This is a genomic window from Nocardioides sp. CPCC 205120, from assembly GCF_048654585.1.
Classification (GTDB): Bacteria; Actinomycetota; Actinomycetes; order Propionibacteriales; family Nocardioidaceae; genus Nocardioides.
In genome coordinates this window covers 1-5,667 of the sequence record NZ_JBMCYY010000004.1, presented here as the reverse complement: position 1 = coordinate 5,667, position 5,667 = coordinate 1, and the positions used below count along the sequence as shown (strand labels likewise).

Annotated in this window: 3 rRNA genes; all 3 read right to left on the bottom strand. The window is 56.0% G+C overall.

Annotation, left to right across the window (positions count from 1 at the left end):
- Positions 1–2 precede the first annotated feature (2 nt).
- A 5S ribosomal RNA gene (rrf, locus tag ACOACO_RS18620) occupies positions 3–119 on the bottom strand.
- Positions 120–299: 180 nt separating this feature from the next.
- Positions 300–3,430 (bottom strand): 23S ribosomal RNA (locus ACOACO_RS18615).
- Between the two features lie 433 nt (positions 3,431–3,863).
- A 16S ribosomal RNA gene (locus ACOACO_RS18610) occupies positions 3,864–5,382 on the bottom strand.
- The 16S, 23S and 5S rRNA genes sit together here, the layout of an rRNA operon.
- Positions 5,383–5,667: the final 285 nt, after the last annotated feature.

Below are 5,667 nucleotides of genomic sequence, written 5' to 3'. Positions count from 1 at the left end.
ATGTCCGGCGGCGTCCTACTCTCCCACGACCTCCCGGTCGCAGTACCATCGGCGCTGAGAGGCTTAACTTCCGGGTTCGGAATGGGACCGGGTGTTTCCCTCTCGCTATGACCGCCGTAACTCTATTGACTTACACATTCCCCGCATCACGTCCCCACCGGTCAAGTGTGGGGGCAGCGGGATGGTGTGTTGTCTCAGACACCAGACAGTGGACGCGAACAATAACAAGCAGCATGACGTGTACGGGTTCAGTAGAGACCCAGACGCACAACAGAAGTGTTTTGTGATGTTGAGGCTTGTATGACAAGCCCTCGGCCTATTAGTACCGGTCGGCTAGGCATCACTGCTGTACACCTCCGGCCTATCAACCCAGTCATCTACTGGGGGCCTTAACCCATAAAGGGTGGGAAACCTCATCTTGAAACGTGCTTCCCGCTTAGATGCATTCAGCGGTTATCACTTCCGAACGTAGCTAACCAGCCGTGCCCCTGGCGGGACAACTGGCACACCAGAGGTTCGTCCATCCCGGTCCTCTCGTACTAGGGACAGCCTTTCTCAAGTTTCCTACGCGCGCGGCGGATAGGGACCGAACTGTCTCACGACGTTCTAAACCCAGCTCGCGTGCCGCTTTAATGGGCGAACAGCCCAACCCTTGGGACCTACTCCAGCCCCAGGATGCGACGAGCCGACATCGAGGTGCCAAACCATCCCGTCGATATGGACTCTTGGGGAAGATCAGCCTGTTATCCCCGGGGTACCTTTTATCCGTTGAGCGACGCCGCTTCCACATGCCAGCGCCGGATCACTAGTTCCGACTTTCGTCCCTGCTCGACATGTCTGTCTCACAGTCAAGCTCCCTTGTGCACTTACACTCAACACCTGATTGCCAACCAGGATGAGGGAACCTTTGAGCGCCTCCGTTACATTTTAGGAGGCAACCGCCCCAGTTAAACTACCCATCAGGCACTGTCCCTGATCCAGATAATGGACCTAGGTTAGACATCTAGTACGACCAGAGTGGTATTTCAACGTTGACTCCACCCCAACTGGCGTCGAGGTTTCACAGTCTCCCACCTATCCTACACAAGCCGAACCAAACACCAATACCAAACTATAGTAAAGGTCCCGGGGTCTTTCCGTCCTGCCGCGCGTAACGAGCATCTTTACTCGTAGTGCAATTTCGCCGAGTCCACGGTTGAGACAGCGCCCAAGTCGTTACTCCATTCGTGCAGGTCGGAACTTACCCGACAAGGAATTTCGCTACCTTAGGATGGTTATAGTTACCACCGCCGTTTACTGGGGCTTAAGTTCTCCGCTTCGGCATTGCTGCCTAACAGGTCCCCTTAACCTTCCAGCACCGGGCAGGAGTCAGTCCGTATACATCGTCTTACAACTTCGCACGGACCTGTGTTTTTAATAAACAGTCGCTTGGGCCTGGTCTCTGCGGCCATCACCGCTTCCCCCAGCAAGTGGGTTCACGGATCCGGCCCCCCTTCTCCCGAAGTTACGGGGGCATTTTGCCGAGTTCCTTAACCATGGTTCGCTCGATCGCCTTAGTATTCTCTACCTGATCACCTGAGTCGGTTTGGGGTACGGGCGGCTCATAGCTCGCTAGAGGTTTTTCTCGACAGCATAGGATCATCGGCTTCCCCAAAAAAGGGTCCCCATCAAGTCTCAGGATCGTGATCCAACACAGCCACCCGGATTTACCTAGGAGGCTCCCTACACTCTTAGCCACGGAACTACCATCGCCGTGGTCCGACTACCTTCCTGCGTCACCCCATCGCTTGACTACTACCAGCTCGGGTCCCACGCTACGCACCCCAGCCCACACCCCGAAGGATGTGGATCAAAGAGGTGTTTCGGATGGTTAGCATCACCAGGTTCGTCATGGGCGCTACTTCGCCGGTACGGGAATATCAACCCGTTGTCCATCGACTACGCCTGTCGGCCTCGCCTTAGGTCCCGACTTACCCAGGGCAGATTAGCTTGACCCTGGAACCCTTGATCATTCGGCGCACGTGTTTCTCACACGTGATTCGCTACTCATGCCTGCATTCTCACTCGTGTCGCCTCCACACCTGGATCACTCCGGCGCTTCACCGGCGACACGACGCTCCCCTACCCATCCACACACCTGAACCAACCTCAAGGGCGGCTTAGCTAACGTGTGAATGCCATAGCTTCGGCGGATGACTTGAGCCCCGCTACATTGTCGGCGCGGAATCACTTGACCAGTGAGCTATTACGCACTCTTTCAAGGGTGGCTGCTTCCAAGCCAACCTCCTGGTTGTCACTGCGACTCCACATCCTTTTCCACTTAGTCACCGCTTAGGGGCCTTAGCTGATGGTCTGGGCTGTTTCCCTCTCGACTACGGAGCTTATCCCCCGCAGTCTCACTGCTGCGCTCTCACTCAACGGCATTCGGAGTTTGGTTAACGTCAGTAACCTGGTCGGGCCCATCGGCTATCCAGTGCTCTACCTCCGCTGAGAAACACGCAACGCTGCACCTAAATGCATTTCGGGGAGAACCAGCTATCACGGAGTTTGATTGGCCTTTCACCCCTATCCACAGGTCATCCCCTCCATTTTCAACTGAAGTGGGTTCGGTCCTCCACGCAGTCTTACCCACGCTTCAACCTGCCCATGGATAGATCACCCCGCTTCGGGTCTTGATCGCGCTACTCAAACGCCCTATTCGGACTCGCTTTCGCTACGGCTTCCCCCCACGGGTTAACCTCGCAACGCAACACAAACTCGCAGGCTCATTCTTCAAAAGGCACGCCATCACCCCCACAAGGAAGGCTCTGACGGATTGTAGGCACACGGTTTCAGGTACTATTTCACTCCCCGCCAGGGGTACTTTTCATCTTTCCCTCACGGTACTTGTCCGCTATCGGTCACCGAGGAGTATTTAGGCTTAACGGGTGGTCCCGCCAGATTCACACGGAATTTCAGGGGTTCCGTGTTACTTGGGTACACGCCAACACAGCTCGAGCCTTACGCCTACGGGGCTATCACCCTCTACGGCCCCACTTTCCAATGGGCTTCGACTTCAACTCGAGTTTCTTACTGTGCGACCAGCCGGCAGACTGGCCAAGACATGCCCCACAACCCCACGCACGCAACCCCTGCCGGGTATCACACGCACGCGGTTTAGCCTGTTCCGCTTTCGCTCGCCACTACTCACGGAATCACTATTGTTTTCTCTTCCTACCGGTACTGAGATGTTTCACTTCCCGGTGTTCCCTCCACACGCCCTATATATTCAGGCGTGGGTAACTGGACATGACTCCAGCTGGGTTTCCCCATTCGGAAATCCCCGGATCAACGCTCGGTTGCCAACTCCCCAGGGCTTATCGCAGGCTCCAACGTCCTTCATCGGCTCTCGGTGCCAAGACATCCACCATGTGCCCTTAACAGCTTGCCAAACAAACCACAACACGACAAAACACAACGATTTCGTCGCGCGTTAAGGATCTCTACATAAACTCGCATCAAGCACTTATTAATAAGATGCTCGCGTCCACTGTCCAGTTCTCAAACAACACACCCACCAACCCAGCAACCACCCAACAGAGCGGCCACCACAAAGGAGGCACCAGAGCAAACCACGCAGTATCGCGTGATCCCTCAGGACCCAACAGTGCGTCACACACAACCCATCCACCACCACCAGCCCCGCGTTCCACACCACCACAACCCCCCACCCGAAAGCGAGAAGACTGCGACAGCAGTACTAACAAACACCAGCAGCAACAACACGAGCTGCTTCATCGACGGTTCCACAAAGAAGCCGCCAGACACATATAGGGCAACCCACGACATGTGGACCCAACGCCTGACTGATTAAAGCTCCTTAGAAAGGAGGTGATCCAGCCGCACCTTCCGGTACGGCTACCTTGTTACGACTTCGTCCCAATCGCCAGCCCCACCTTCGACGGCTCCTTCCACAAGGGTTAGGCCACCGGCTTCGGGTGTTGCCGACTTTCGTGACGTGACGGGCGGTGTGTACAAGGCCCGGGAACGTATTCACCGCAGCGTTGCTGATCTGCGATTACTAGCGACTCCGACTTCATGGGGTCGAGTTGCAGACCCCAATCCGAACTGAGACCGGCTTTTTGGGATTCGCTCACCTTCACAGGATCGCAGCCCTTTGTACCGGCCATTGTAGCATGCGTGAAGCCCTGGACATAAGGGGCATGATGACTTGACGTCATCCCCACCTTCCTCCGAGTTGACCCCGGCAGTCTCCTATGAGTCCCCACCATTACGTGCTGGCAACATAGGACGAGGGTTGCGCTCGTTGCGGGACTTAACCCAACATCTCACGACACGAGCTGACGACAGCCATGCACCACCTGTACACCGGCCAAAAGGAGGCCACATCTCTGCAGCTTTCCGGCGTATGTCAAACCCAGGTAAGGTTCTTCGCGTTGCATCGAATTAATCCGCATGCTCCGCCGCTTGTGCGGGCCCCCGTCAATTCCTTTGAGTTTTAGCCTTGCGGCCGTACTCCCCAGGCGGGGCGCTTAATGCGTTAGCTGCGGCACGGAACCCGTGGAATGGATCCCACACCTAGCGCCCAACGTTTACGGTGTGGACTACCAGGGTATCTAATCCTGTTCGCTCCCCACACTTTCGCTCCTCAGCGTCAGGTAATGCCCAGAGAACCGCCTTCGCCACCGGTGTTCCTCCTGATATCTGCGCATTTCACCGCTACACCAGGAATTCCATTCTCCCCTGCATACCTCTAGTCTGCCCGTATCGGAAGCAAGCCAGGTGTTAAGCACCTGGTTTTCACTCCCGACGCGACAAACCGCCTACGAGCCCTTTACGCCCAATAATTCCGGACAACGCTCGGACCCTACGTATTACCGCGGCTGCTGGCACGTAGTTGGCCGGTCCTTCTTCTCTCACTACCGTCACTTGCGCTTCGTCATGAGCGAAAGAGGTTTACAACCCGAAGGCCGTCATCCCTCACGCGGCGTTGCTGGATCAGGCTTTCGCCCATTGTCCAATATTCCCCACTGCTGCCTCCCGTAGGAGTCTGGGCCGTGTCTCAGTCCCAGTGTGGCCGGTCACCCTCTCAGGCCGGCTACCCGTCGAAGCCTTGGTGAGCCACTACCTCACCAACAAGCTGATAGGCCGCGAGCACATCCCCCACCGCTAAACACTTTCCACACGACCCCATGCGGGACCGTGTCATATCAGGTATTAGCCGCAGCTTCCCGCGGTTATCCCTGAGTGAGGGGCAGATTACTCACGTGTTACTCACCCGTTCGCCGCTCGAGTACCCCCGAAAGGGCCTTTCCGCTCGACTTGCATGTGTTAAGCACGCCGCCAGCGTTCGTCCTGAGCCAGGATCAAACTCTCCATCGAAAACAAAACCCCAACCAACCCTTGCGAGCCAGTCGAGTTTCAACAATGAAGCCTTCATCCCAGACAGAAAACAAACCCCGACATCTTGCGACATCGAAAATCCGTCTCCACCAAAGAAACATCAACCCACCAACCAACCAGACCCATCCGAAGATAGAACCAGTCACCGGCGAGCCGACGAGGCAAAAACAAACAAACTAATCCGTCGACTTATATGACACACTGTTGAGTTCTCAAGAATCACACGCGCACCGCTTGGCCGGTATCTCTCCGGCCCCTCGGGGC